This window comes from Methanobacterium sp. BAmetb5 (assembly GCF_003491305.1).
Lineage (GTDB): Archaea > Methanobacteriota > Methanobacteria > Methanobacteriales > Methanobacteriaceae > Methanobacterium.
Genome location: NZ_CP022706.1, coordinates 744,595 through 769,629, shown reverse-complemented (window position 1 = coordinate 769,629; position 25,035 = coordinate 744,595). Strand labels below are relative to the sequence as shown.

The window sequence follows — 25,035 nt, the reverse complement described above, 5'->3', positions numbered from 1 at the left end:
TCATTTAGGTGATTGAATGGTGAAAGAACGAGTTTTATTTATGTGTATTCATAACGCAGCCCGCTCCCAAATGGCAGAAGGACTATTCAGGGATCTTTATGGGGATATTTTTGATGTTTATAGTGCCGGGAGTGAACCCCAGGCCGTTGATCCCCTGGCCATAAAATGTATGGAAGACCTTGGAATTGACATCTCTCATCAAAGATCTAAAAGTCTGAAAGAATTTGAAGGTCAGGAATTTGATTACGTTGTAACTGTCTGCGGAAACCCCTATAATGCATGCCCATTCTTTGTGGGGGGTAAAAAATACTTCAAACAACCATTTGAAGACCCATCAGTTTTCGAAGGCACAGAAGAAGAAAAATTCAAATTATTCCTAAAACTTAGGGATGAATTAAAGGAATGGCTAGAAGATTTGTATTATTCATACATGTTACCCAATGATGAATCCTGTAATTTCTCGGAAGAGTTGGAAGGATGCTGCGGATCAATGGATAAAGAATTTTCATGTAGATAGGGGGTATAATTCATGTTAAAAGTTGTAATAGTTACTGATGGACCCTACGGGGAAAGGGCATTTGAAAATATTAAAAAAAATTTTGAAACAGAATTTGTTGAATTAGAAAAGCCTGCCTCCATGTTCATGGATGAAATCGACATTCCTGAAGATGAACTAGCAAAGATAAAGGATGCCAATGTCCTGATAACTTATACTCAACATCCGGACCTCACCTTGGATCTGGTGGATCTGGTTAATAAAGATGTAGATTACATAATTGTAGCGGCATGGAGGGGTGAAGGCTTTAAAAATCAACTAGAAGTTTATGAAAATGTAACATGTCCTTATATAATGTGTGAATTGGAAGAAAATGGTAATGAAGTATTTGACGAGTTCACTTCTAAAATTGGAAAGCCTGAAGTAGATATACAAAGTGAAAATGGTCAAATTGTTGATATCAATGTAGTCCGTTCTTCTCCTTGCGGTTCAACAACATTTGTAGCCGATTACCTTTTGGACAAATACTCAAATGTTCAGGATTTAGAGAATTTACCTATCGAGGCCGGACTTAAATTACAGCATTACCCTTGCAGAGCTGCCAAAATGAGATTATTCACCGATGAAGAATGTAAAAAGGAAATGGCATCCGGTTTTCATAAAGATGCCTTTGAAAAAGCCTTAAAATGAGATGAAAATCATGTCCTCAGACATAGATCCAGTAACTGATAAAATAGGTGGTACTCCCCAACTGGGATTTTTGGATAGATTTTTAACTCTTTGGATTTTTCTGGCCATGGTCATTGGAATTTCTCTGGGTGTCTTCTGGCCTGCTTTTAAGGGCATAGTGAACCAATTTCAGGTTGGAACCACCAGCATACCCATAGCAATTGGTCTCATACTCATGATGTACCCTCCACTGGCCAGGGTTCGCTACGAAGAGTTACCCCATGTATTCCGTGACTGGAAAGTTTTGGGATTAGCTATGTTCCAGAACTGGATAGTAGCCCCTTTATTGATGTTTGCACTAGCCATAATATTTTTATCTGCCTATCCAGAGTATATGGTGGGATTGATTCTAATTGGAATAGCACCCTGCATAGCCATGGTCTTAGTCTGGAACCAACTAGCAAAAGGGAACAATGAATATGCTGCCAGTTTAGTGGCTTTAAACAGCATATTTCAAGTCCTTTTCTACAGTGTATATGCTTGGTTTTTAATCACCATCGTACCACCATTATTAGGAATTCAGGGAGCTGCAGTTGATGTTAATATCCTGCAGATAGCCCAAAGTGTTTTCATTTACCTAGGTATACCATTCATTGCCGGCTTTTTAACCCGGTTCTTCCTGGTTAGAATCAAGGGAAAAGAATGGTATCATGAAAAATTCATACCAAAAATAAGCCCCATAACTTTGATAGCTCTTCTATTTACCATTGTGGTGATGTTCAGCTTAAAAGGAGATTACATTGTTCAGATACCGTTAGATGTGGTTATCATTGCTATACCTCTAGTGGTATATTTTGTGGTAATGTTTTTCATCACATTTTTCTTAGGATATAAATTAGGTGCTGACTACACCAGAACTACAGCTATATCATTTACAGCAGCTAGTAACAACTTTGAACTTGCAATAGCAGTTGCAATAGCAGTTTTTGGAATTGGATCCGGAGTGGCATTCGCCACCGTAATAGGGCCCCTGATAGAGGTTCCCGTCTTAATAAGTCTGGTAAATGTCGCACTAATATTCCAAAGAAAATATTTCGCCAAACAAAAGGTTTCAACGGAAAGGGAGTTATAATTTATTGTAAAATAAAAGAATTTGAAGCAATCTGGTTTTGTTTTCCTTAATTAATTAACATATAAACAATTTAAGAGGGTTATAAAATGGCAGATAAGAATAAAAAGGTATTTGAAGGTAAAAGTGCTGTGGATTCGGCTTTACATGATTTTTGCATAAAAACAAAAAAACCAGGATTTATAGATGCCATCTGTGAAGTTTGCGAGAAAGTCTATGAAACTGACCAAGATACGTATATTTGTCCACAATGCCGGGAAAAATTGAAAAATAAAGGGATTTAAAAGATAAACCTCTGTTAATAGTTAAATTGATGCCAATCCTAAAAAATGAGTATCTCGCATGTGCATCAGGAATATAATGAAAATCTTATCTTTTTAAGTGAAGGTTCTAAATATATATACAGAAAAACTACTGAGGAAACCCCTAAATCTTAACTGAAGTTATTTCATCTAAATTAGAGCCATAACTACTAACAAAAATCTGGGGATTAACCATGGAAAAACTAAACACTTATGAAATTGAAGATGAATGCTATGCCTCTTTTGCTAAAAAACCAAAGTTATCAATAGAAAAAGGTGAAGGAGTCTATGCTTATGATGAGAATGGTAAGAAGTATCTAGATCTTACTGCTGGATGGGGAGTGACCAGTTTAGGGCATGCCCATCCGGTTATCGCCGAAGCCCTTTGCCAGCAAAGTAAAAAAATTATACAGAATCCCAACTCCGGAGCAACCTATTCCCCAGCAAGGTCCAAACTTCTGTTACTGATGAGAGAGATACTACCCGATAATTTAACCCGTATATTTTTTTCAAATAGTGGTGCAGAGGCTAACGATGCAGCAATTAAACTTGCCAGAAAAGCAACCGGGAAATTGAATATTATATCGGCAGAGAAAAGTTTCCATGGGCGAACTATTAGCACCGTGTCTGCAACCGGTCAAAATGTCCATAGAAATAAGTTTAATCCCCTAATTCCCCATCATATATTCGTTCCGTATAATGATATCGCGGCAGTTGAAAGAGTGATAGACAACGATGTTGCGGCGGTAATAGTTGAGCCTATACAGGGTGAAGGTGGTATCAATGTACCTGATTCCGATTACCTGGCTAAATTGTCTAGTTTATGCACAGAACATAATGTCCTTTTAATAGTAGATGAAATTCAAACTGGTTTTTGCAGAACCGGACCCATGTTCCTGTCCGATGGTGTTAAAATTGATATTTTAACCATGGCTAAGGGTATTGCCGGAGGATTCCCTTTCGGAGCATTTGCATTCTCGGAAGAAATACACGATAAGCTCGAAAAAGGAGATCATGGTGGCACATACTGTGGTAACCCACTAGGTTGTGCAGTTGCCTATTCAGTTATCAAATATATGCTGGACAATGAAATCTGGGAAAATGTTGATGATGTAGGGGGATACGCCCTTACAGAATTAAATAAATTGAAAAATGAATATCCTCATCTTATAAAAGATGTAAGGGGAAAAGGGTTATTGATTGCAGTGGAGGTAGTGGACGAAAATACCGCGGCATCCATATATTCTAAATGTTTGGATTGGGGCCTTATTCTAAATGTTACCCAGGGCAACATAATTCGCTTATTTCCCGCCTTGAACATATCAAAAGAACAACTGGAAGAAGGATTAGTTATATTTAAAAGGGCTTTAACCACCAGTTGAATTTGTAAACCCCTTATGGGGGGGTTATTCAAACAGAGAAAATAACTTTATTTGTATATAAAGGAGATTAAGAATGTGGAAGTCTATTGGAACCTTAATACATGGTGGTACTGTAAATAAAACACATGTAGAACGGATTAGGGATCTTGTATTGTATGAAGGTTCTGAACTTAAAAATAAACTAGTGAAATTTTTCTTACTCCTAATTTTTTCCTCAGGTATTGCTACCTACGGACTTCTTGGAGATTCTGTGGCAGTTATTATTGGGGCCATGATAATCGCCCCATTAATGTTGCCTATAATGGGTCTTGCCTACAGTATTAGTGCGGGTGATATCAAAGCCATGAAGAATTCTCTACTTTTAAGTTTAGGTGGAATAATCGCTGCCATCGCAGTAGGCTTCATTCTAACATTGCCCATGAATAGTTTATTTCAACCTGAAAACATTAACCAGATCTTGATCCGAACTTCACCCGGCCTTATTGATCTCCTTGCAGCTCTGGTCACTGGATTTGCAGGGGCATTTGCCATGTCCCGTAGTGATGTGTCGGATACACTTCCGGGAGTGGCCATCGCAATATCACTTGTTCCTCCACTGGCCAATGTAGGAATTCTCCTTGCAACATTCAACTATTCCCTGGCTTTGGGGAGTTTTTTGCTTTTTGTGACTAATTATTTAGCCATACTCGTTACTGGGGCGGCCCTTTTTGGAATAATGGGCTATTCACGGGTAACAATTTTAGAAAAATCGTCAAATGCCAAGAGAAATGGTTTGATCGTTGTTTTAATAAGTTTAATTGTAATTACTGTTCCATTGGGTTACAATGGTTACAACGTTGTTACTGACAACAGCATTACCCAAACTGTGAATAATGCATCCACTGAATGGCTTGAAGGTAGTGGATATGAATTACAATCAATTAACATTCTATCCTCAAATAATACTGTGGTGGTAAAGATCATAGGAAATGGACCGTTACCCCCTATTGAAAAACTTCAAGAACAGGTAAAAGGGAAAATTTATGGAAAGAATATCAAGTTAGAAGTTGTTTATTCTGATACATACCTTCTGAACACATAATAGATATTATTTGGAAGTCCAATGCACGCATTATGGATTTTAATCTATTTCTGGTATATATGGATATTTTTAATGATAGTGAACCTATCTTTTTACAAACATCTTATATCTTTACGTAAAAAGTAAAAGTTTAAATATTTAAAGTTTTTTATTATATTATTATACAACTAGTTGAAGGACCAATTAACCTGGCTTTTTACCCCCGTACAACATGATAAAAGAATATCAGGATAAGGAGTGGATGAAATTAAATCTAGATTCATAATTCTGTTAATGGCTTCTTTTTTATTGATTAGTAGTTTAGGGTTTGCATTTTCAATAAATGATAATCAGCAAACTTCCCTTAAAGTTTCTAATCAACCTGAATTTACAGTCAATGAAATAACGGATGCCGCTTCAAGAGTGAAAACTTACACTGAAAATAATCACCAGTTACCTAATTACGTGCAGATTTCATCCCGACAGGTTTCCATGCCTGATTTTCTAAGATTAATGGCGGTATGTACCAAGAGAATTAACAGCGGTTCCTCCTCTAAGATTGTTGCTAAAAATATCAAGTCTCCCTCTAGTCCTTCTGAGAACTTAAAAAATGGGAATATTTACAGATCGGAGTACATTGACATGGCCCAAAGGATTGAATCATTTTCTGATGGGAATAATATGGCACCCAATTATGTAAGATCCTCCCTTGGAAACATAAGGTTCGAAAACTCGGTTTATATTTATTCTAAAATCTTAAATTATTATAAAGAACACAAAACACTCCCTAACTACGTTTATGTTAGTAAATGGAATAATAATCCAGATCCTAACCTATTACCCTACTTAAAACCCAGTTTAAACTGCCAATCTAATGATAATTCTATTATTTCATTATCTAGAAGTGTTGCATCCGGTTCAGATTATGATAAAGCCACTAAAGTTTTTAATTGGGTTAGAGATAAAGTCAGTTACTCTTTTTATTACAATACAAAAAAAGGTGCTTTAGGGACACTCAATCAAAGGAAGGGTAACTGTTGTGACCAAACTCACCTTCTGATTGCGCTTTGTCGAGCCACGGGATTACCCGCTAAATACGTCAATGGAGAATGCACATTTAGAAGTGGTAATAGGTATGGGCATGTCTGGGCCCAGGTTTACGTGAATAATAAGTGGTATACTGCTGATGCTATAAGTTCTAGTAATTCTTTTGGTGTAATAAACAACTGGAATACTGCTACTGCATCAATTAATGGTTATTATAGAGAATTACCATTTTAATGTTTTAATTTCACTTTTTAGCCATATAGGGGGCATGAAACTAAAAAGTCTTTGGTTTTAATGAAGCTTTAAAATGTTTGATAAAGTTTTGGAGTTAAATCTCGAGAGTGAATTAACAGAAAAGTGATAGAGATCAAACTTTGTAAGCCAATTTCTGACAACAATAAGTATTTGGGAGTTTGAAAGGGAAGACATAAGACAGGGTGATGTACTATTCTCCCGTATAAATCCTGGCGGTGACCACATAACCACAATGGCCATCCAGCACTCCCACTGTGACATAAATAAATTCCTTAACTGGGATCGAAAGCAGAATATCTAGTTGAAAATAATAAAATAGGTAATTTAACAGATAATAAGATAAAAAAATAGTATTTATTCTTCTTTTCGTTTACTGGTGGTTTTTAGAAGCAAGATCCCTATAAAACCAACACCCAATATTAATGCAAGTAGCCAGTCTAGGGAGCTTAAAGCATGGGCATAGTAGGCATAGAAGATGGTCACCACACAAAATGGGTTTAAAACCAACCAGGTGGTTAAAAATCCAGGATTATACCCTGGTTTTTTAATCTGGAAGATAATGGTATGTTGTATGCCATTTATGAGTAACTGGAAGAATATTAACCCCATACCAACCCATGGTAAAACAGTAACCAGTAACGCACCCAGTATAGCCCAGATCCATATGGACATGTTTACAAATAGTTTGTAAGCCGGGGATAGGGGTGAGTCTTCTTCTGGTGGATCTTTACTTAATACCGTGTAGAAGTTAGCGAATTTTTCAAATCCAATGGGAGAGAGGATATATTCTTCTGTTTCATGGATCATGACCAGGGGTAAATGAATCCAGTATAAAAAAGCCAGCCATGAAAAATTAGGGTCTGTAAATTTGAAGCAGATAAAAATAGTTATTAATATGGGCCCTAGAAAAATCCCCATTCTTTCCCAGATGTTATTATAGGTTTTATACATATTTTATACCTTTTTGGCCTGAATTTTCCCATTTAAGGAGAATACTCACCATAAATTAATTTTTTTCATCTTCATCTGGTCCATAGGTTAAAGCAGCAATGGTTAGAATAATAATTGCCGCAACTATGATCACGATGGCGATATTGACAATGGTCAATGCAGAAATACTATGCAGATAAAACAAAGTCGAAACTAACGATATCAACCACACCAGGGTAATAACCCCTCCTTGCCACGTTCTTGGAGCCGGCCCCCAGCCAACATGTTTAGGCCCAAACCAGCGTTTATTAGTTATTCTTTTCATACTTCCCCGTCCTATTATTATGTATTAAAAGATATGTAATTGAATACTTAATAAATATGTACTGCCATGAGCAAAAAAAGTGACAGTACTAAACATATAAGCTTCCGGTTTATGATATGCATTTTAACCATCTATTTTCCAGGGAATGATATTTTCAACCTATTTTAACTAATTACCTGTAATTTAACCGGGCATATCCAACAGATTTGCGATCTAGTCATCAGCAATAACCTCCAGAATATAATTCTAGTCGGGCACAGTTATGGGGGCATGATCATCACCGGTGTAACCTCAAAAATCCTGGAAAGAATTGACAGGCTTGTTTATCTTGATGCTGACTGGCCCGACCCGGGACAATCGCTATTTGACGTTCTCAAACTCAGCGGATTGGGCCCTGAGGTCGCGATTCCAGGGCTTGAACCTTCCCTGGCGTATGTGGAAAAAATCCAATACGACCCGGAAAAAGCGAAGTCCCTGAAAAAGTTTTTTTATTCGCTGACACCGAAGGTGACATCGCCATCTTCCGGGATATTGTAGTTAAAAAAATTCAGAACAGCAATGAAGATTGGACCATATGGGACCTGCCAACAATCCATATTGCCCAGGCCACCATGCCCGAAGAACTGGGCAAACTACTTCTTAAAGCCGCACTTGAAAGATAATTAACAACTGCATGAATAGAGTCTCCAAGATGAAGCCGGAGTTAAAAAATTGAAAAGTGAGGTTTAAAGCAGAATATCAAAATTAATTTATACCTCCTGATTCATTGGAGCGAAAAATTCAATAATATTCTGTTGTGAATATAAAATTAAGTCTATTGAAAATAAAGGGGGTACATGTATGGACGTGGGAGGGTATTCTAAGTGTGACGGGGTTGCTCTAGCAGCTTTAGTCAGAAAAGGTGAGGTGTCACCGAAAGAACTTACACATCTTTTTGTGGAAGCAGTTGAAAAGGTAAATCCAAAAATCAATGCAGTTCTAGAGGTCTACTTAGACCGTATCGAAGCACCGGATGATCAACTAATCGCTAACGGCCCATTTGAAGGTGTGCCATTCTTGATGAAGGATATTGGGGCTGGTGAAAGAGGAAGACTTCAAGAAAGCGGATCTAGGCTCATAAAGGGGCACGTTGCAGAGCAGGACTCATTCTTAACTTCGTTTTTCAAAAAAGCGGGTTTGAATCTGTTGGGCCGTACAACAACACCAGAATTCGCCTTGGGAATCTCGACAGAATCAGAATTGGTTGGAGTGACCTGTAATCCCTGGGATCTGGATGTCATGAGTGGTGGTTCCAGTGGTGGGGCTGCAGCGAGTGTTGCGGCTGGTATTGTTCCAATAGCACATGGTAGTGATAACGGGGGGTCAATCCGCATTCCGGCAAGTGCTTGCGGCCTAGTAGGGTTGAAACCCTCCCGTGGACGCGTGACACTTGGTCCGGATATTGGAGAGCTTTGGCCAGGAATGTTACAGGAGTTTGTTTTGAGTCGGACTGTCCGGGACACAGCTTTTATGTTAGATGCTGTGTCAAAACCTGTATCTGGTGATCCTTTCATCATAAAACGCCCGGTTCGACCTTATGCTCATGAATTGGATGCTCCAACCGAGAAACTTAGAATAGCTTGGACCATTGATCCTTGGCAAGCGGATGGCTCAGTGGATTCAGATGTAGTCTGCAGTGTGGAGCAAGTAGTTTCTGAATGTGAAAGAGCAGGTCATGAAATGGTTCAGGACACCCCTGTTTTCGACTATGAGGAGTATCTTCACGCGGTATGTGTAGCATGGGCATTTGGGATGTATATGGGAATTGATATGTTCGCAGCAGCGATGGGACGAAAAATAAGCGAAGAAACAGTTGAACCCGTGATGTTGTCTTTTTACGAGTACTCCCAGGGACTAACAGCTGCTGACATGTTCATGGCGGAATTCGTCTTGAACCAATTCCGAAGAAACTTTGGGAAATTCTTTGAACAATATGACCTGTTACTCACACCCACCTTAAACCAATTACCCGGGCCCCACGGTAAGTACTCGAAAATGAGGACAGATGTTGGATACGAGGAATATATGCGTCTTTGTGAGGAAACCAAAGTGCATACAACTGCGGCTAATGTGACCGGACAACCAGCAATGACCTTGCCTCTGGGGCAAAGTAGATCAGGTTTACCCATAGGGATCCAGTTTATGTCCCGATTTGGGGAGGAAGGCACACTAATACGTCTGGCAAGTTCCCTTGAAAAAGAAATGCCCTGGAAGGATCGAATTCCACCAGTACATGCAAGCCGATAGTGAGATTACGAAGCATGCCAGATTAAGCCTTGAAATTAAATGTGAAAAGTTCCCCCATTAATTTTTCCTGAACAAATCAGGGGATCTAAAAACAGAATAACAGGTTAATGAGGGCTATTTTTCTGCAATTTTTTAAACAAAAAGCTACTTTTTAAAATAAATAAAGAAGAGAATATAAATTCCATTTTCAACTAATTTTGATAATTTATATCCTGTGTTGTTAGATAATGACATTTTATTAATTCATCACCATCCAAGTCTTCTTTATGCATATCAACGGCATTTATTCGGCTATTTCCATAATTTTTGTAATAATAGATGCCGTTTTCCTGGTCCATACAAGCAGAATATGTTGTTTTTTCTGCCATTCCCTCTGTTAAAACCCCTGCTTTTACCATTTTTACATAGTCAAGCATGTGCATACACTGGGTCACGGCACTGATATCATCCTCCAGAACTGGCATATGAGCTCTAGCATAGGCAATTCTCACAAATCTTGCAACGCTATGAGAATCTCCGGGAAGTCCCAGAGTACCAGCTCCAACACCATGAATCTGCAATAACTGGTCACTCCACTTGACTGGTTCTGGTTGATTAGGACTAATAGATATGTATCTGTTTAGATTCATTAAATGCCAGTCAAAGGTTGGTTGATTGGTCATAACTCCCACAGGGTTATCAAAAACTGCAAGCTGTTCTTTAGTTTTTTCAACCACAATTGACGCACCGGTTTTATCAGCTATCATCCAGTGGAGTGTGGGAACTGGTGTCTGGTCATTTAAGGGCACATCTACTAAATCTATGTTAGAAAGAGCACTTTTAACTTCATCAATTGTATCGTAGTTGGAGATTACCCAGTAAATGAAGTCGTAAGGTGTGATATTTGTTTTTCCCGGTACTGGCTTTGCTTCAAAATGTGCGAATCCTTCAAAATTCAGACCAGCACAGACTAATCCATTTTCATTCATGGCATCAAACATGGAGGGATGATCGTCAATTACAGCTCCAATGCCAATAATGGCTTTGTTGGTCGTTTGCATATCTCCGGTAACTTTATCTTCCAGAAGGTAATTTCTCGGAAGAATTAGGGGAGATTCATTTACATTATATGCCAAGTCCAAATTTCGTCCAACAAAATTATTCCCCTCTTCGGTTTGTATACTAAAGGTCGTACACATTTTTTCACCCCAATCTTTTTTTATCTTTTTTTAATTATTTATTTTTTCAGGGAGTGCAGAGGAAATCAGGCGAGCAATGGTGGACATAAATTTAAGGATAGGGTTCGGGACGCATACCCTCTAGCCGACCCCGATGACCTACGAAAAACTTACCAGAGGTATATTGATTACTTAAAGTGAATAGTTTCCCGGTTAATTATTCAATGGGTGAATCAGGATTTACAAAAAACAGGGTCTTTGAGATGAATAAGGAGCTGAAAGAGTTGAAGGGTGAGGTTTAGAGTGGCTTATTTTTTAAATTAATAATTTTTAAGGAAAGGGCTAATTTATTTGGGTGAAAATGCAGGTTAATTTTTCTTGATAAGTGGAAAAAAGTTGGTTTTCCTATCTTTTTCCTTTTCTCTTTTGTTGTATCATGGTTGGGACATACATCACTGCAAAACCTATGATTACGGACAATACTAGGTCTAGGTTGTTTAACATTCCAGATACTAAAAAGTTGTAGTAAATATACAATGAAACCGGAACATATATTGCACTGGCAGTCACCACCCCGGGAGAATATTCACCGGTGCGTAGGGTGTAGTATGCATGGATCAAGAAGTTTGAAAATATCCATGCAGCGGAGGATAATCCGATAACCAGGGTTAATTCGCTGGGATAAAAGATTGCAAGTGATGTGGCTATGATAACGTAAGCCATGAAAATAACATTTCCAATAACGAACTGGCCGAAGGTTTCAGGTGCACCAATATATTTAATGGCCCACGGAACGAAACGTGGTGATTCTTCTAAGATATGTATAAAATATGCTACCGGTACCAGCCATAAAATTGTTAAATCCATTATAACATCCCCCACTAATATTCATACCTAATCTGTACTTTTTTTTATTTATATTAATGTAGTATGTTTTGAATCGAAAATTTGGGATGTTCCTCATTAAATAATTAAAACGTCCAATATTAGATGCTCATTTTGTTTGGATATTAAGTTGCTCTGATTGCGAGGTAGCTACCTAAGGTTGGAGCTAAAATATATCCTAAAGTTGCTAATAGGGTAATGATCGGGCTGGATGAGTCGAGATTTGAATGGCCTTGAATAATTAAATACACATGGGATATGATTGAAATAAGAATAATTCCTAACCCTACACAGATTCCATTTAATAATTGTTTTTCTTTTCCAATGTATGTAGCTATAAATCCTCCAATAACTGAAACTCCAATAACTTCAATTGCATTAATTAGATTAATTTCTAATATGCTTAAGTTGTTTGAAGGAATAATTGTGTAAGTTATCAAGGATATGAAAAAACAAATAACAAACGTGACAATGATTCCAGTAATAATAGAAACGAGATTAAATCCTTTATCCAAATATTTAGTTTTGAAAGATTGTTTTTGCTTTTTATCTGCCATCAGCCAACCCCTAAAATTATAGATAAGATATCCTACTCATATTTCTTAAAAAAATTTGTTAAGCTGGCCCAAAAGTACTTAGAACCGCACCCACACGAATTACATTTGCTAAAATAAACACAAGAACAATTACAACCGCTGCTATTAATATGTATACTCCTTTTTTATTGGTCTTTTTTTGCACAGCCACTGCGATGATTCCACAGATTGTACCAATGAACAGGAATAGTATGAAACCTGAAATTGTTCCCAATATATATAAAATAGCAGTGATTGTTTCTGGTGATATGTTTAAATTAGCCACTTGAATGTTTGTTTGATTTGGTGATAAGAAAAAGACCAATGGGGTGGATATAAGTCCAGCTATGCTTGTTGGCAGTCCTCCGTAGAAGATTCCATTAATATAACTCACTTCCACAAGATAAAGAGCAATGAATCCACCGATTACTGGTGCTATCAAACCCATTTTTGGTAAATACAATCCAGTAAATAGAGCTATTAAAAATGTAACCCCAAATCCAACAATAACCGCCTTCCAATTCACCTTTATTTTTTCCCCACCTACTTTACCCCTATTAAATTTGTAACCTCTTATTTCTGCCCCAATACCTCCAAAAATTGAGCCCACAGCGGAACACACGATTAATGTAATAATGAGTGCATAAATCTCTCCCATAATAACTATGCTTGCTGGAGCCTCACGGGGAAAAATTAAATCAAAGATCATTGAAACTCCCCCTAATATTATGGCAGTGACGATGCCCATCACTATCCCGTGTTTTGCTCCTTCCACATAAGTTCCTCCGACCATATAACCGGTTAATAGAGCACCGATTAGGAATCCAACGTATATTCCATAGGAATAAATTGGAGATAACATCAATAAAAACGAAGATAAAACACCTAGCACTATTGCAGTAGCAGAACCTGCCAGTACTGCTTTCCAATTAATATTTTCCATTTTGATTACCCCCTTCTCCCCCTCATAATAAAATTTTCCAGGTAATTTTAGATTACTATGATTATCTTATTTATTAATATTGTAAGTTGATTAAAATTTTAATTATTAATCAAATTATTTAGCAGGGTTAATCACAACCTTAGGTTACAACTCTAAAACAGCCCTACAAAGCTTCGAGAAGCATGAAAAATCTAAGAACCTAAATTATTAATAGTTTCAAAATAAAAGGCATTGTTAAATAAGGAGAGCGATTTATGGCAAATATAGTAATCTTTCATTCGGTTTTAGGGCTTCGAAGGGGAATAATTGAAGCTGCAGAAATGTTAAAGGATAAAGGACATAATGTTCTCACTCCAGATCTTTATAATGGTGAAACATTTGATGATATGGAACTAGCACTCGAAAAATTTGAGGAAATTGGAATCAAAGAAATGGTGTCTCGTACCATTTCTTCAGTTAAAGATTTTCCCAGTGAAACAGTTTATGCCGGATTTTCGAATGGAGGAACGTCGGCTGAGTTACTTGCTGGAACAAAGCCTGGTGCCAGGGGATGTCTTTTATTTCACGCTGCTTTACCCCTTAATATGATTGGAATTGAAAGGTGGCCATCAAATGTCCCTGTTCAGGTTCATTATGCCGCTGAAGATCCGTGGAAAAATCAACAATTTATCGATGAATTTTCAAAGAGCATTCATCAATCTGGCGCCAGTTATGAATATTTTGAGTATCCGGTCACAGGACACCTGTTCACTGACCCAGATTCACAAGATTACAACAGAAAATCATCTGAATTGTTGTGGCAACGGGCAATACAGTTTTTACAGGATATTAAATGAATTTATCAATTATAAAAGCAGCCGGCCACATGTTCGGAAATTCTCACAACACACAACTAATAAATGCGGGAATGGCTGAGGAAATCAGGGAACTGCAAATACTTGTCGTGGAGATGAGAAGGAGTTAAAAGAACTGAAGAGTGAGGTTTAGAGGGTCATTTTTTGGGATTTAAAGAGGGATTCATCATATATATCTCTTAAGAATTCAAAAAATGGAAAAATAATATATGAATGAGGGCACATACTTATAATTAATCATAAAAATTTAAATTATACGAATTGGGGGGTGAAAATGATGGTTGAAAAACAACAGGCAACTGGGGGTTCACTGGTTGGATTTGCTTTAATAATTCTGATTCTTTTTTTAATATTCCCGGTGTTTACTTGGTACCTCATATGGGTTGCGATTATTGTAATGTTAATAGGCGGAATCATTACCATGGTGACCGGAGGTGCGGAATAAGCAATTAGAAGATATTATTTCCCTTTTTTATCTTTTTTTTTAATTTAACAATACTCCCCAATACCAAAACTCCTTTTTCGGACTTCATTACCTATAAAATGAATAAATATAATTTATCTAACCTTTTATTTTTTCTTCTAAAAAAATAATACACCAAAATCCAGAAGTTTTACTCAGAGTAATGAATTTTACTTTGGAAAGACTAAAAACAGGCCGTAATACTCAAATATTCATATTATCATAAGTGGCAAATAATGATGGTAAGAATTGTTAATTGTGACATATTTGGGCTGATCTTGATATAAAAAATATAATAAGTTATTAAAATTTTAAATAAAATCATATCTTTACCAAATTTTATTACATTAATGGGCTCTTTAAAAAAAGGAGTTATAAAATGATTGAAGATTTGAAAACAAAATCGTATGTGTGGCAGATTATGATCATTGCTGTTATTTTCGTGGCAATTATAGGAATGAAATATACTTCTGAGATTTTAGCACCAATACTGCTTTCCATATTTATTGCCATAATCATATATCCTGTTTTGAAGTGGCTTATGAATAAAGGCCTTTCATACAACCAGTCTGTATTAGTAACTCTGGTCGGAACCTTGGTTTTAGGTGCTGGAATTTTAGCTTTTTTAGCGTTTTCACTCGTTCAATTAGTAAAACAATTGCCAGATCTCACCATAACCTCAGGGGGAATTCTGGCACAATACGGAAATGAAATAATAAAATTCATTGTCACTCACATCCCCCTAGAGAATATTGCCGGGCTAATGGCCTTGGGAATTTTCATGCTGTTTGCTGTAATATTCCTGGTGTATGAACTTCCCATAATAAAAGTTAGGCTTGTAAAAGGGTTAGGTGCTGATAGTCCCACTTTGAACAAGATATTTGATCTTGTTCAAGCTAACATCACGTACTTTATCATAAGGGCAAAAGTAAACTTCATTTATGGAATTGGTGTTTCAGCTATTCTTTTTGTCTTTGACATTAACTTTGCAGTTCTGTGGGGATTATTAACCTTTGCCCTGGGGTTCATCCCCTATTTAGGCATTATAATAGCAGCCATACCTCCGGTATTAGTAGCCTGGGCTAAATATGGTATAGGGGGAGCTATCGCCATGGGGGTTTTCTTCATAATTATTAATACTGTAGCGGAAAGCTATATCTTCCCCAGGTTAACTGGAAAAGGACTTGAGATGTCCGTTTTTGTAGTGTTTGTTTCATTATTTGTATGGGGCTGGATTTTAGGGCCCACTGGATTTTTAATTGGGGTTCCATTGACTTTGGTGGTCATAAAGTATCTCCAAAACTACGATGAAACACGATGGCTGGCCTTATTAATGGGTAGTGAAGAAGAAGAAAGAAAATAATGTTAAACCCTTCCCTAATCATATAATGCGCAGAATTGAAAGAGGAGGAAGAAAAAAAATGAAGAATATGGAATCAAATGCCCTACCTTTACCAGCATATGCTGGAGGCCATCTCGCCATCACTTTGAGTCCGGTGGTTGGAACTCTTGGTAAAGAGCATTCTGAGATGTTCATTCCGGGTGAGGAAGAGCTTGCAGATGGTGAGATGCGAGTGACAGTACTGGGTAGTGGTAATCCCTGGCCCACACGCGCCCAAGCTTCGGCTAGTATTCTTGTTGAGGTAGGCAACCCCGAACGTGACATGTTCCTTTTTGACCTGGGAACCGGTGCTGTGGCGAACTTTGCCAGTCTTAAACTCCCTGTAAATGCTCTTAATAAGTTATTCATTTCTCATCTGCATGCCGACCACATTGGTGACTTGCTCACACTTAGTGGCAGTTTATCCAAAGTTGGGCGAGCTGACGGACCAGTTTATGTATGGGGCCCCAGTGGTTCCGAGCCACGTCTGGGTACCAAGCACTTCTGTGCTGCGATTGAAGAAGCATTGGCTTGGAACAACGCTGCGGATAAAGGAGCTATTAATCCAGACAGCCAGAAGATCGTGGCATCTGAGTTTGATTTCAGCCAGACACAAGTTGTTTATGAGGCCAACGGTGTTAAAGTAACATCATTCCCTGTTGTTCATTGTATCAGTGGTTCAGTTGGGTATCGTCTAGATTTCGCTGATCTTTCATTCTGTTTTTCCGGCGACGCACGTCCTTCCTGGCCGCTGGTAAATGCCTGTCAGGGTGGTGTTGATTTGTTGATCCATGAGTGCTTCCCACCTGCTGAGGCTCTTGCTGCATCTTCAGGCCTCTCTATCGAAAGAACCGCTATGGCTCTTAATGCAGCCCATACATCGCCAAAGGCTGCAGGTAAAGTATTTAATTTGGTAAAACCACGTGTAGCTGGCCTATATCACACGTTGCTCTCGCCAGAGATCATTAACATGATCTTTAATGAACTGGGCAGTGTATATGAAGGCCCTTTTGTTCAGACTCAAGACATGACCGTGTTCAACATTACTAAAGAATCTATCATCACCCGTCAGGCAAAACAAGTAGACCAGTGGCCACCAATCCCCGGAAAACAACGTGCTCCTTACACTCCAGTAGTGGAAGAACCTCCTGAATGGTGGGCAGATGCCACTATTTCCCTTGATTAGTTTTCATCCGGGTAGAAAAGTGGGAAATGCTGTGATTGGTAGGTTTTATGAGGTATGTAGTACTTTTAAAATGTCCAATTACATTCTAAGGTATCCTTAACATGCTACGTAAATTCTTCAACACCCAACTAATAAACGCAGGAATGGCCGAGGAAATCCGGGAAAGCGTGTGGGCCACAAGTTTAAAGACAGATCAGAGATGCATACTACCTATCCGACCCCGATGACCTCCGAAAAACTTACCTGAGGTATATTGACTACTTAAATGTGAAAAGTTCACCCGTTAATTATTCCGTGGATGAAATCCGGGAACTGCAAATACTTATCGTGGAGATGAAGAAGGAGTTACGGGAGTTGAAGGGTGAGGTTTAGAGAGAATATTTTTTTTTGGATTATTGAGAAGAGCAAAAATTTATATTGGTATTATCACCAAATCTACCACAAATTAAATCTAGTTTTCCATTCTTTGTAATCTTTAGAAAATATTTGCGATTCCATTTCTTTTATAAGTTCATTCAGGATTTCAGAAGATTTTTCATGGTTACTTAATCCCATAACTAGACGATAAGTTAGTTCATCCCTTTTAGGATGAGGATAGATAATATAAAGAATAAGTTCATTAAATTTAGATATTATTTCTGAGTCACGCTGTCTATTAGGAGAGTTATGGCCTTTACTCTTTAAAAATTCTTCTTTTGCCATTGAAGCGTCTTTATCGACCACTGTATATTTGGATATCATCAGTTGGATCTGTTTTATAGTCAAGTCATATCCTTCTTTATTATACTTTTCAATAAATTTGGGAGAACTGACATATGTGCCCCACAGTATAGCATTTGGATGATTTCCCAAAATTTCTGAATATTCTCTCTGGCTTTCTTCAAGTGACTCGATCTGCTTTTCAAAATCTTCTAGCACATTTTTTGATGTGAATTTGAGATCAGGTTCTTCTTCATATTGTTTCTCCTTCAGAACAGATAATAACACATTTAATTTATCTAAAACATCTTTTAATGGCATATTTATTATATTTTTTTTCAATCGAGACCATTCCAATTCCTCATTATCCTCAATTTCTCTAATTTTATTTATAAACATCCTTCTCATTCTTTTGCATGCTGTTAATCGTTTCCAATCATCATATTTTGAAAATTGGTTTATAATAAGGCTTATTTCAACGGGATGTTCAGGATCATTCATTGTAACTTTAAGAACGCTATCTGATAACCAATTAGGTCGTATATAAGGTATAATATACGTTAATGCCCAAACTAGTACAGAAACAACTAATGGAATAAAAATTGTTAAAAATATTTGTAGCTCATCCATTCAATCCTATCCTATAATTATTGAGTTTAGTTCTTAATTTGTTGAATCAAAATTTTTGATTGTTCCATGTCTCCAATAAAAGTATTATCCTAACTCAATATCTATTTAATCTTTGACTTTATGTAAACCACAACAATTATTAATAATTGTGCTCAAATATGAAAATTGTTTCATACTTGAACAATTTTGTTTAGGATCTTACATTAATCTTTGGAGGGTGTAAAACGAGTTATAAGATTCGAGTCCTACGGAGAAATGAAAAATTTCTACAAGAATTGTATAAAAAAGTTATAACTAAATTTCCGGATGTTAAAATCAAAGGAATTAGTCTTCTTGTGGGTAAACATAAAATTGTAGAAGTAATTGAGTTTATAAACTCTCAAAAACCTGAATATCCTAATAAAAGAATAAATTTTGAATTAATTACTCCAATTGGAGATAAATATCAAATAGAATCTGCTAAAGACGTAAAAGATGTTATTAACTATTTAAATAAAGAAAAATAATGACGTGGTTTGATGAGTGATAATGACAGAATGGTCTATAAAAAAGACGGTAAATGGGTAAATAAAAAGAACCAATCAGACAAAGCATCTAGCGTCCATAATACACAACAAGAGGCAGTAGATGCAGCTTCGCAGATGTTGGAAAACCAAGGTGGAGGAGAATTATCAATAAAAGGATTAAATGGTAAAATAAGGGATAAAAAGACTATTTCGCCAGGAAAAGATCCATATCCTCCAAAAGGGTAGTGATATTTAATGAATGTCGGAGCTATATTTAATGAAGTTTCAAAGAAGATGTGTTCCGATCTCGAAATGGCTAGAGCGAGTATTAGTCATCCTGGAATGAAAGGGGGTTCAGCTGAAGCAACTTTCAGAGGTTTTCTAAAAAATTATCTTCCTAAAAATTTAGATATTTCAACTGGAATTCTTGTTAACGCTCAAGGAGAATCTTCGAGACAACTAGATGTCATAATATCAGATAGTCTAAAAACTCCTATTTTTTATGAAAAAGATAAACAAAGAGTTATTCCTGTGGAATGTGCATATGCTGTCATTGAAGTTAAAACTAAGTTAGATAAGAAAGAACTGGAAAAATCTTTTGAAAATATGAAAAGTGTTAGGAAACTTAAAAAAACTGCATATACACGTAAAAAAGGACCAGTAAAACATTTTCATGTAATGTATGGTAAAGAATGGGAAATTTGGCCCATAAACTATTTTATATTTGCTTATGAATCTATTAATCTACAAACTTTATCAAAACAGGTTAGACATATACATAAAAAAGAAAATTTACCATTAAATTCCCGAATTGATACAATATGTGTTCTTAATGGAGGTGTGATCTGCAATTTAGATATAAATGGGCAATTATCTGCATTACCTGATGAGGGATCTAAATTAGTGTATTTAAACAGTGAAAATTCATTATTATTGTTCTATACTTTAATCATGCATTATATGAATCAAACAGAGTTGCTTCCTAATTTTAACTTTACAAACTATCTGGGTAATATTGATTTAGGTAATATAACAATACCCAAATAAACTTGGCACTGATTCTCAAATATTTAGCCCAATCCCAAAACTTCTTTCCAATTTACATTTTAACTAAAAATGAGAATAAACTAGGGGCTAGCCCTCCCCTAACAATTTATTACTTCTCCAACAAAATTCTGATGGAAAATCCTCAAGTATTAACTTATCTTACTAATTTTCCTTTTGATATCCTTAAAAATAAGGCGTTTTACCCAAAATCTTTATATAATCATTAGTGACAATTAATGATAATTATAAATAATTATAAATAAGGGTAAATCATAACTACGTTCGGATAATAAATAATAATTGAAAATTAATTGAAAAATATAAATAACATTCGGGTATTTATGTATTAAATTACGGTGGTTCAATGCTTACATCAGTTCAAAAGGAAATACTACAGAGTCTCATAAATTTATACCGCAACTCAGAAGGAATGTCAGTTAAAGGAGAAGAAATAGCTGAGTTGATGAACCGTAACCCTGGAACCATCCGTAATCAGATGCAATCCCTCCGGAGTTTGGGCCTGGTCAAAGGAGTCCCCGGACCCCGCGGAGGTTACAAACCAACTATCAAGGCATACCACACCCTCAACATCCAGGACACCGACAAAAAGAGTCTGGTACCCATATATAAAGAGGGAGAACCAGTTAGGGATATTTCAGTGGCCAAAATAGAATTCACCAGTATCCCCCACCCCGGAGAATGTGAAGCAGCCATCAAAGCCGTGGGAAACATCAAAACCCTGGATCTGGGTGATAAGATAAGGGTAGGTCCCACACCAGTAAACAAACTGGTAGTGGATGGAGTGGTAGTAGGCCGGGATGACATGGACAACATAATCCTCCTGGACACCACTGGAATCCGCAGCATCCCCAAAAGAAGGGTAATGGATGTAGCCACACCCAACCTCATAACCCTGGATGGATTAACCACCATCCGAGATGCAGCCCGGGTTTTATCCACCAACAGCATAGAAGGCGCCCCGGTAATGGATGACGGGGAAGTCAGGGGAATGGTAACCCTCTCCGATATCAGCCGAGCCCTGGCCGAGGCACGGGAAGATATGAAAGTAGTGGATATCATGACCAAAAACGCCATCACCGTGGACGAAGACGTGGTCATTGCCGACGCCATTGAACTCATGAACAAAAAACACATCGGCCGTTTAATTGTGGTGGACAAGGCCGGAAAGGCACAGGGCATTGTAACCCGTACTGATCTCCTGGATAAAATCGCCGGATTAAAATAAAAGATTAAAATAAACTCTTTTTCCCTTAAATCAACTAATTGCACCGTTCAATCATTTTCAGGACGGATTGATCATTATAGATCGTGGAGTGATTCCTACCTAAGATATAGATTGGGAGCTGATTCTCCCCAATAAATAATTTTTAAATTTGTAGGGTGATTTCATACCTAACCCAATTTTTAAATAAATCATTAAATAAACCAAAACCCAAACTATATTTTTCAAGGATTCTCATCAAGGATTTCCTTTTCCTATAGATCCACAGGATCTTTACATATTGCTGGTCTTTTAGATCTCTTTATAACTTTATAGATCCACCCGATCCGTTTATAACTCGGCAGGAAGGATTATAAATCAACAAAAAGTATCATTACTCAGTATAAATTATTATAAATCAACAGGAAGTGCAGAATTGAAGATTAATCATATGAAAATAGACCCTGGAATGACCACCCTCCAATTAATTGAGGAAATGGGTAAAAGTGGGGTTCTAGGGGCTGGCCGAATGTACAGGGCCACCGAGCTCCTGGCAGAAGTAATCAGTGATGAGGACACCACGGTTTTCCTGAGCATTGCCGGGCCCATGGTTCCCGGAGGCCTCCGGAAGATCATCCGGGACTTGATAGCGGATGGCCACGTGGATGTGGTTATAACCAGTGGGGCCAACCTCACCCACGATCTTTTGGAAACATTTGGTGGTTCACACTACCGGGAACATGATGAAACTGATGAAGAACTCTGTCAGATGGGCATGGGCCGTATCGGTGATGTTTACACTAAAGCCCAGGACTTCGAGGTCTTCGAAAAAAAGATAAGCATCCTCCTGGAGGAAATTGCCCAAAAACACAATCAACTCAATATCCGGGAGTTTATAACCGAGATAGGAAACAGTATCCAGGACCCGGAATCCATAATCTGCACTGCCGCGGAAAAAAATGTCCCTATCTATGCACCAGGCCTCATTGACAGTATGCTGGGCCTGCAACTGTGGATGTTCACCCAGGAAAACCAGCTAACCCTGGATGCCCCTGGAGACATGCACGAATTATCCGACATAGTCTACAGTTCAAAAAAGGTGGCCACCGTGATCCTGGGAGGAGGACTCCCCAAACACTATGCCCTGGCATCCAACATCTTAACCGGTGGAGTGGATGCCGCGATACAGGTGACCCTGGACCGCAGTGAAGCCGGCAGCCTGGGAGGAGCACCCCTGGAAGAGGCCAAATCATGGGCCAAGGCCAAATGCGGATCCAAACTGGTGACCGTAATTGGAGATGCCACCATAATCTTCCCCCTCATGGTGGCCGGAGCCCGGGAAAAACTAGATAAATAGAATAGATTAAAAAAATAACGTTAAGGAGTCTTAATAATCATGATTTTAGAGGCAGTACTCTACGCATTATCCGGATTTTTCATGAAATTCTCGGACGATGCCCTGGACATGGAGAACAACACCCGGCTGGGCATCATCGGTGGGTTAATATGTGTAGCGGCCATAGGATACCTCTCGGTGAACTTCGCTGATGCAGCCACCATCTTCCTGGCCATACTGCTGGGAACCCTCCTGGCAGGTAAAGTGGACAAACTGGGCCACCTGGTCACTCTAGCAATTTTTGTGGGAATTCTATTCATATTTGGCATACCAGAAATAGGGCTAGCCGCACTCATCATCTGCACAGCTGCAGCATGGCTGGACGAGGTGGGGAATGACCGGGAAAGTCTAAAAGGAGTAAAAATAGTAGAAACCTTCTTCCAGTACCGTTGTGTCCTCAAAATAGCAGTCTTGTTGCTGGCGGTAGGGGGAGGATTGCAGATGATCTACCCCTATTTCCAGATCCCGGGAGTGAACCTTTTCCAGCCAGTAACCTTCCTTTATTTCATACTTTTTGATGTGGCCTATGAAATGGCTGGCCTAAAATTCAATAGAATCTATGATGGACTCAAGGGACTCTACCGGGTCCGGGGCTAGGTATATGCTCCGGCCAATAATCAGTGCATCAGCAAATTTCAGGGTATCCTTGGGGTCTCCTCCCTGAGTACCCACACCCGGGGATATGAGGAATGAATCCTCCCCAATAATATTTCTTATTTTTTCCAGACGGTCCAGGCGAGTGGAAGGACCCACATAGTTCTGGATACCCATCTCCACCCCCATACGGGCTATGTCCATGGAAACTGGCTGCAGGAACTGGGATGCACCAGGATGTGACATTTCTGTCAGGAGAAAAACCTCCTTTCCCTGTTTTTCAGCAGATTCCACACAGCTGGCCACACTGTCCGGCCCCACAAAGCCGTGCACAATCAGGGCATCGGCACCAGCCTGGAAAGTCACATCGGCGATCTTCTGATTGGTGGCCGGTATATCCGCCACCTTGAAGTCAGTGATGATCTTACACTGGTATTCTTCTTTCACCTGGGTTACTGCTTCCAGACCCTCGGCTAAAACCAGAGGATAACCAATTTTAATGGTGTCCAGGTAGTCACTAATTTCATCCAGTAATTTTCTGGCCTGGTCCATGCTGAGGACATCCAGAGCCAGTATTATATTGTTTTTAACCTCCATGAAGGTAGTATGTCCCTGGTTATTAAATTACTTTTGTACAGATCAGGATCGGTTTACGGGAGTATAACCTAAACCTGGAGTAAAACTTGAACAGGGAGTAAAACCTAAATCTTGGAAGGTTATAATTAGTAGTAAGTACCAGCTCCAAAAAGGGGCCTACTCAGCTTCGTTATACTGACATGAGTGTGAGTTTTTCCACATCATTGTCCCTTTTTGAGTGTATGCATCTATCCCAATTATACCACTCCCTATAGAATTTAGTCAAAAAAGGCCAGAAATTTAACATACCTTTATAAGCATCCAGTTCTATAGTAAAGTCAGCCATTTCTAATGGCAAATTTGGAAGTGAATAAATGTTCGGAAATGATTACGGAAGAGATGAAAGGGAAAATTCCTCCCCTATTAACGAAGGGGAAGAATACGATGTTAAAATTGAAGATTTAGGTAGAGATGGTGACGGCATTACTCGTATAGAAGGTTTTGTTGTTTTCGTTTCAGGAGCTAAAGTTGGAGATGAAGTTAAAATCAAAGTAAACTCCGTCAGGAGAAACTTCGGTTTTGCAGAAATTGTAGAATAAAAACTAGAAATTCTTGAAGCGGAATAAAATCAATTTTATTAAGTTTTTTAAGAATTCATGAATTTTTTAGCCATTAGGCAAATTATTTGGAAGTGAATATAAAATGTTTGGAAGTAGTTACGGAAGAGATGAAAGGGAAAATTCTGCCCCTATTAACGAAGGGGAAGAATACGATGTTAAAATTGAAGATTTAGGTAGAGATGGCGACGGCATTACCCGTATCGAAGGGTTTGTTGTCTTTGTTTCTGGAGCTAAAGTCGGTGACGAAGTTAAAATCAGAATCAACTCCGTCCGCAGGAACTTTGGTTTCGCTGAAGTAGTAGAATAAGGTAATTACCTTTTTCAAAGTAATCTTCAAATATTAAGGAATAAAATCTGATTTTATTCCTTTCTGACTATTTTTTTTTAAATTTCTTTAAATTCATCCCTATTCAAGTTTAC

General features: G+C 38.0%; 30 protein-coding genes. 22 read left to right on the top strand and 8 right to left on the bottom strand.

The window, feature by feature from the left end:
- The first annotated feature begins 16 nt into the window (after positions 1-16).
- The 7 genes from CIT02_RS03685 to CIT02_RS03655 all read left to right on the top strand — a co-directional run bounded on the left by CIT02_RS03685 (position 17) and on the right by CIT02_RS03655 (position 6,319).
- On the top strand, positions 17-517 hold the full coding sequence (locus CIT02_RS03685) for an arsenate reductase ArsC (protein WP_292614124.1): 501 nt from the start codon (positions 17-19) through the stop codon (positions 515-517).
- A 12-nt stretch (positions 518-529) separates the two neighbouring features.
- The gene (locus CIT02_RS03680; RefSeq protein WP_292614122.1) at positions 530-1,186 is read left to right on the top strand and encodes a DUF166 domain-containing protein; all 657 of its coding nucleotides are present in this window, start codon (positions 530-532) and stop codon (positions 1,184-1,186) included.
- 10 nt (positions 1,187-1,196) lie between these two features.
- Complete coding sequence (gene arsB, locus CIT02_RS03675) at positions 1,197-2,297, top strand: ACR3 family arsenite efflux transporter (protein WP_292614120.1); 1,101 nt, start codon at positions 1,197-1,199, stop codon at positions 2,295-2,297.
- 86 nt (positions 2,298-2,383) lie between these two features.
- On the top strand, positions 2,384-2,578 hold the full coding sequence (locus CIT02_RS03670) for a hypothetical protein (RefSeq protein ID WP_292614118.1): 195 nt from the start codon (positions 2,384-2,386) through the stop codon (positions 2,576-2,578).
- A gap of 212 nt (positions 2,579-2,790) precedes the next feature.
- A complete protein-coding gene (locus tag CIT02_RS03665) occupies positions 2,791-3,978 on the top strand; it encodes an aspartate aminotransferase family protein (protein ID WP_292614116.1) in 1,188 nt (395 codons plus the stop codon).
- Positions 3,979-4,051: 73 nt separating this feature from the next.
- Positions 4,052-5,059, top strand: coding sequence for a DUF389 domain-containing protein (locus tag CIT02_RS03660; protein ID WP_292614113.1), 1,008 nt, complete (start codon positions 4,052-4,054; stop codon positions 5,057-5,059).
- A 237-nt stretch (positions 5,060-5,296) separates the two neighbouring features.
- Positions 5,297-6,319, top strand: a complete 1,023-nt coding sequence (locus CIT02_RS03655) for a transglutaminase domain-containing protein (protein WP_292614111.1) — start codon at positions 5,297-5,299, stop codon at positions 6,317-6,319.
- 375 nt (positions 6,320-6,694) lie between these two features.
- On the opposite strand, the gene CIT02_RS03650 is transcribed toward CIT02_RS03655, so the two are convergent.
- Positions 6,695-7,291: an HXXEE domain-containing protein gene (locus CIT02_RS03650; protein WP_292614109.1), complete on the bottom strand. Its 597-nt coding sequence runs from the start codon at positions 7,289-7,291 to the stop codon at positions 6,695-6,697.
- A gap of 55 nt (positions 7,292-7,346) precedes the next feature.
- Positions 7,347-7,595, bottom strand: coding sequence for a hypothetical protein (locus tag CIT02_RS03645; protein ID WP_292614107.1), 249 nt, complete (start codon positions 7,593-7,595; stop codon positions 7,347-7,349).
- Between the two features lie 171 nt (positions 7,596-7,766).
- Here CIT02_RS03645 and CIT02_RS03640 point away from each other — a divergent pair, with 171 nt between their 5' ends.
- On the top strand, positions 7,767-8,132 hold the full coding sequence (locus CIT02_RS03640; protein WP_363124189.1) for an alpha/beta fold hydrolase: 366 nt from the start codon (positions 7,767-7,769) through the stop codon (positions 8,130-8,132).
- A gap of 303 nt (positions 8,133-8,435) precedes the next feature.
- Positions 8,436-9,881 carry an amidase gene (locus CIT02_RS03635; protein WP_292614103.1) on the top strand — a complete coding sequence of 482 codons (1,446 nt, stop codon included), beginning with the start codon at positions 8,436-8,438 and terminating at the stop codon, positions 9,879-9,881.
- Positions 9,882-10,072: 191 nt separating this feature from the next.
- Here the strand turns inward: CIT02_RS03635 and bsh are convergent, their stop codons facing one another.
- The 4 genes from bsh to CIT02_RS03615 all read right to left on the bottom strand — a co-directional run bounded on the left by bsh (position 10,073) and on the right by CIT02_RS03615 (position 13,441).
- Positions 10,073-11,059, bottom strand: a complete 987-nt coding sequence (gene bsh, locus CIT02_RS03630) for a choloylglycine hydrolase (protein ID WP_292614101.1) — start codon at positions 11,057-11,059, stop codon at positions 10,073-10,075.
- A gap of 384 nt (positions 11,060-11,443) precedes the next feature.
- Positions 11,444-11,905: an HXXEE domain-containing protein gene (locus CIT02_RS03625; protein WP_292614099.1), complete on the bottom strand. Its 462-nt coding sequence runs from the start codon at positions 11,903-11,905 to the stop codon at positions 11,444-11,446.
- A gap of 143 nt (positions 11,906-12,048) precedes the next feature.
- Positions 12,049-12,480 (bottom strand): DUF3792 family protein, encoded by a 432-nt coding sequence (locus CIT02_RS03620; protein WP_292614097.1) that lies wholly within the window; start codon positions 12,478-12,480, stop codon positions 12,049-12,051.
- Positions 12,481-12,538: 58 nt separating this feature from the next.
- Complete coding sequence (locus tag CIT02_RS03615) at positions 12,539-13,441, bottom strand: DUF5518 domain-containing protein (protein ID WP_292614095.1); 903 nt, start codon at positions 13,439-13,441, stop codon at positions 12,539-12,541.
- A 254-nt stretch (positions 13,442-13,695) separates the two neighbouring features.
- Between CIT02_RS03615 and CIT02_RS03610 the strand changes: the two genes are divergently transcribed.
- The 5 genes from CIT02_RS03610 to CIT02_RS03590 all read left to right on the top strand — a co-directional run bounded on the left by CIT02_RS03610 (position 13,696) and on the right by CIT02_RS03590 (position 17,552).
- Complete coding sequence (locus CIT02_RS03610) at positions 13,696-14,277, top strand: dienelactone hydrolase family protein (RefSeq protein WP_292614093.1); 582 nt, start codon at positions 13,696-13,698, stop codon at positions 14,275-14,277.
- 292 nt (positions 14,278-14,569) lie between these two features.
- A complete protein-coding gene (locus CIT02_RS03605) occupies positions 14,570-14,740 on the top strand; it encodes a hypothetical protein (protein ID WP_292615051.1) in 171 nt (56 codons plus the stop codon).
- A 397-nt stretch (positions 14,741-15,137) separates the two neighbouring features.
- Positions 15,138-16,121 carry an AI-2E family transporter gene (locus CIT02_RS03600; RefSeq protein WP_292614092.1) on the top strand — a complete coding sequence of 328 codons (984 nt, stop codon included), beginning with the start codon at positions 15,138-15,140 and terminating at the stop codon, positions 16,119-16,121.
- On the top strand, positions 16,099-17,325 hold the full coding sequence (gntH, locus tag CIT02_RS03595) for a guanitoxin biosynthesis MBL fold metallo-hydrolase GntH (RefSeq protein ID WP_292614091.1): 1,227 nt from the start codon (positions 16,099-16,101) through the stop codon (positions 17,323-17,325). The genes CIT02_RS03600 and gntH overlap by 23 nt, the downstream gene beginning before the upstream one ends.
- Positions 17,326-17,426: 101 nt before the next feature.
- On the top strand, positions 17,427-17,552 hold the full coding sequence (locus tag CIT02_RS03590; protein ID WP_292614090.1) for a hypothetical protein: 126 nt from the start codon (positions 17,427-17,429) through the stop codon (positions 17,550-17,552).
- 208 nt (positions 17,553-17,760) lie between these two features.
- On the opposite strand, the gene CIT02_RS03585 is transcribed toward CIT02_RS03590, so the two are convergent.
- Positions 17,761-18,654: a hypothetical protein gene (locus tag CIT02_RS03585; protein WP_292614089.1), complete on the bottom strand. Its 894-nt coding sequence runs from the start codon at positions 18,652-18,654 to the stop codon at positions 17,761-17,763.
- A gap of 275 nt (positions 18,655-18,929) precedes the next feature.
- On the opposite strand from CIT02_RS03585, the gene CIT02_RS03580 reads away from it, so the two are divergent.
- From CIT02_RS03580 to CIT02_RS03555, 6 genes are all read left to right on the top strand, one after another.
- Complete coding sequence (locus CIT02_RS03580; protein ID WP_292614088.1) at positions 18,930-19,160, top strand: hypothetical protein; 231 nt, start codon at positions 18,930-18,932, stop codon at positions 19,158-19,160.
- A gap of 12 nt (positions 19,161-19,172) precedes the next feature.
- Positions 19,173-19,406 carry a DUF2188 domain-containing protein gene (locus CIT02_RS03575; RefSeq protein ID WP_292614086.1) on the top strand — a complete coding sequence of 78 codons (234 nt, stop codon included), beginning with the start codon at positions 19,173-19,175 and terminating at the stop codon, positions 19,404-19,406.
- Between the two features lie 9 nt (positions 19,407-19,415).
- Entirely contained in the window at positions 19,416-20,207 is a 792-nt protein-coding gene (locus CIT02_RS03570; protein WP_292614085.1) for a DUF6602 domain-containing protein, read from the top strand.
- Between the two features lie 364 nt (positions 20,208-20,571).
- Entirely contained in the window at positions 20,572-21,453 is an 882-nt protein-coding gene (locus CIT02_RS03565) for a CBS domain-containing protein (RefSeq protein ID WP_292614083.1), read from the top strand.
- 427 nt (positions 21,454-21,880) lie between these two features.
- Positions 21,881-22,786, top strand: coding sequence for a deoxyhypusine synthase (locus CIT02_RS03560; protein WP_292614081.1), 906 nt, complete (start codon positions 21,881-21,883; stop codon positions 22,784-22,786).
- A 39-nt stretch (positions 22,787-22,825) separates the two neighbouring features.
- Positions 22,826-23,422 carry a hypothetical protein gene (locus CIT02_RS03555; RefSeq protein ID WP_292614079.1) on the top strand — a complete coding sequence of 199 codons (597 nt, stop codon included), beginning with the start codon at positions 22,826-22,828 and terminating at the stop codon, positions 23,420-23,422.
- Here CIT02_RS03555 and pyrF read toward each other — a convergent pair.
- A complete protein-coding gene (pyrF, locus tag CIT02_RS03550; protein ID WP_292614077.1) occupies positions 23,366-24,016 on the bottom strand; it encodes an orotidine-5'-phosphate decarboxylase in 651 nt (216 codons plus the stop codon). The two genes, CIT02_RS03555 and pyrF, sit on opposite strands and share 57 nt — an antisense overlap.
- Positions 24,017-24,369: 353 nt before the next feature.
- On the opposite strand from pyrF, the gene CIT02_RS03545 reads away from it, so the two are divergent.
- Together CIT02_RS03545 and CIT02_RS03540 are read left to right on the top strand one after the other, a co-directional pair.
- Entirely contained in the window at positions 24,370-24,594 is a 225-nt protein-coding gene (locus CIT02_RS03545) for a TRAM domain-containing protein (protein WP_048073570.1), read from the top strand.
- Between the two features lie 103 nt (positions 24,595-24,697).
- A complete protein-coding gene (locus CIT02_RS03540) occupies positions 24,698-24,922 on the top strand; it encodes a TRAM domain-containing protein (RefSeq protein ID WP_048073569.1) in 225 nt (74 codons plus the stop codon).
- Positions 24,923-25,035 lie beyond the last annotated feature (113 nt).

Bases quoted from the DNA above. Each gene is read 5' to 3' on its own strand.
- CIT02_RS03685 (WP_292614124.1), top strand. From the start codon at position 17: ATGGTGAAAGAACGAGTTTTATTTATGTGTATTCATAACGCAGCCCGC.
- CIT02_RS03680 (WP_292614122.1), top strand. From the start codon at position 530: ATGTTAAAAGTTGTAATAGTTACTGATGGACCCTACGGGGAAAGGGCA.
- arsB (WP_292614120.1), top strand. From the start codon at position 1,197: ATGTCCTCAGACATAGATCCAGTAACTGATAAAATAGGTGGTACTCCC.
- CIT02_RS03670 (WP_292614118.1), top strand. From the start codon at position 2,384: ATGGCAGATAAGAATAAAAAGGTATTTGAAGGTAAAAGTGCTGTGGAT.
- CIT02_RS03665 (WP_292614116.1), top strand. From the start codon at position 2,791: ATGGAAAAACTAAACACTTATGAAATTGAAGATGAATGCTATGCCTCT.
- CIT02_RS03660 (WP_292614113.1), top strand. From the start codon at position 4,052: ATGTGGAAGTCTATTGGAACCTTAATACATGGTGGTACTGTAAATAAA.
- CIT02_RS03650 (WP_292614109.1), bottom strand. From the start codon at position 7,291: ATGTATAAAACCTATAATAACATCTGGGAAAGAATGGGGATTTTTCTA.
- CIT02_RS03645 (WP_292614107.1), bottom strand. From the start codon at position 7,595: ATGAAAAGAATAACTAATAAACGCTGGTTTGGGCCTAAACATGTTGGC.
- CIT02_RS03635 (WP_292614103.1), top strand. From the start codon at position 8,436: ATGGACGTGGGAGGGTATTCTAAGTGTGACGGGGTTGCTCTAGCAGCT.
- bsh (WP_292614101.1), bottom strand. From the start codon at position 11,059: ATGTGTACGACCTTTAGTATACAAACCGAAGAGGGGAATAATTTTGTT.
- CIT02_RS03625 (WP_292614099.1), bottom strand. From the start codon at position 11,905: ATGGATTTAACAATTTTATGGCTGGTACCGGTAGCATATTTTATACAT.
- CIT02_RS03620 (WP_292614097.1), bottom strand. From the start codon at position 12,480: ATGGCAGATAAAAAGCAAAAACAATCTTTCAAAACTAAATATTTGGAT.
- CIT02_RS03615 (WP_292614095.1), bottom strand. From the start codon at position 13,441: ATGGAAAATATTAATTGGAAAGCAGTACTGGCAGGTTCTGCTACTGCA.
- CIT02_RS03610 (WP_292614093.1), top strand. From the start codon at position 13,696: ATGGCAAATATAGTAATCTTTCATTCGGTTTTAGGGCTTCGAAGGGGA.
- CIT02_RS03605 (WP_292615051.1), top strand. From the start codon at position 14,570: ATGATGGTTGAAAAACAACAGGCAACTGGGGGTTCACTGGTTGGATTT.
- CIT02_RS03600 (WP_292614092.1), top strand. From the start codon at position 15,138: ATGATTGAAGATTTGAAAACAAAATCGTATGTGTGGCAGATTATGATC.
- CIT02_RS03590 (WP_292614090.1), top strand. From the start codon at position 17,427: ATGCTACGTAAATTCTTCAACACCCAACTAATAAACGCAGGAATGGCC.
- CIT02_RS03585 (WP_292614089.1), bottom strand. From the start codon at position 18,654: ATGGATGAGCTACAAATATTTTTAACAATTTTTATTCCATTAGTTGTT.
- CIT02_RS03575 (WP_292614086.1), top strand. From the start codon at position 19,173: ATGAGTGATAATGACAGAATGGTCTATAAAAAAGACGGTAAATGGGTA.
- CIT02_RS03570 (WP_292614085.1), top strand. From the start codon at position 19,416: ATGAATGTCGGAGCTATATTTAATGAAGTTTCAAAGAAGATGTGTTCC.
- CIT02_RS03565 (WP_292614083.1), top strand. From the start codon at position 20,572: ATGCTTACATCAGTTCAAAAGGAAATACTACAGAGTCTCATAAATTTA.
- CIT02_RS03560 (WP_292614081.1), top strand. From the start codon at position 21,881: ATGAAAATAGACCCTGGAATGACCACCCTCCAATTAATTGAGGAAATG.
- CIT02_RS03555 (WP_292614079.1), top strand. From the start codon at position 22,826: ATGATTTTAGAGGCAGTACTCTACGCATTATCCGGATTTTTCATGAAA.
- pyrF (WP_292614077.1), bottom strand. From the start codon at position 24,016: ATGGAGGTTAAAAACAATATAATACTGGCTCTGGATGTCCTCAGCATG.
- CIT02_RS03545 (WP_048073570.1), top strand. From the start codon at position 24,370: ATGTTCGGAAATGATTACGGAAGAGATGAAAGGGAAAATTCCTCCCCT.
- CIT02_RS03540 (WP_048073569.1), top strand. From the start codon at position 24,698: ATGTTTGGAAGTAGTTACGGAAGAGATGAAAGGGAAAATTCTGCCCCT.